The following is a 242-nucleotide window of genomic DNA, read 5'->3' as shown; positions in this document are numbered from 1 at the left end:
CTTGGTCTGGCGTTAAGTCAACGCATCATTAATGCCCATCAGGGTGATATTCGCGTCGCCAGTTTGCCGGGCTACGGCGCAACCTTCACGCTTATTTTACCGATCAACCCGCAGGGAAATCAGACTGTATGACTGCTATTAATCGCATCCTTATTGTGGATGATGAAGATAATGTTCGCCGTATGCTGAGCACCGCTTTTGCACTACAAGGATTCGAAACACATTGTGCGAACAACGGGCGC

General features: G+C 49.2%; 1 protein-coding gene. It reads left to right on the top strand.

Annotated elements, in window-relative coordinates; translation table 11 throughout:
• The first annotated feature begins 6 nt into the window (after nucleotides 1-6).
• Complete coding sequence (locus tag LI149_RS15885) at nucleotides 7-132, top strand: hypothetical protein (protein ID WP_334301059.1); 126 nt, start codon at nucleotides 7-9, stop codon at nucleotides 130-132.
• The last annotated feature ends 110 nt before the right edge of the window (nucleotides 133-242 follow it).

Source organism: Dorea sp. 210702-DFI.3.17, from assembly GCF_020560825.1.
Lineage (GTDB): Bacteria > Bacillota > Clostridia > Lachnospirales > Lachnospiraceae > Dorea > Dorea formicigenerans.
This window is presented reverse-complemented; position numbering and strand designations above follow the sequence as displayed.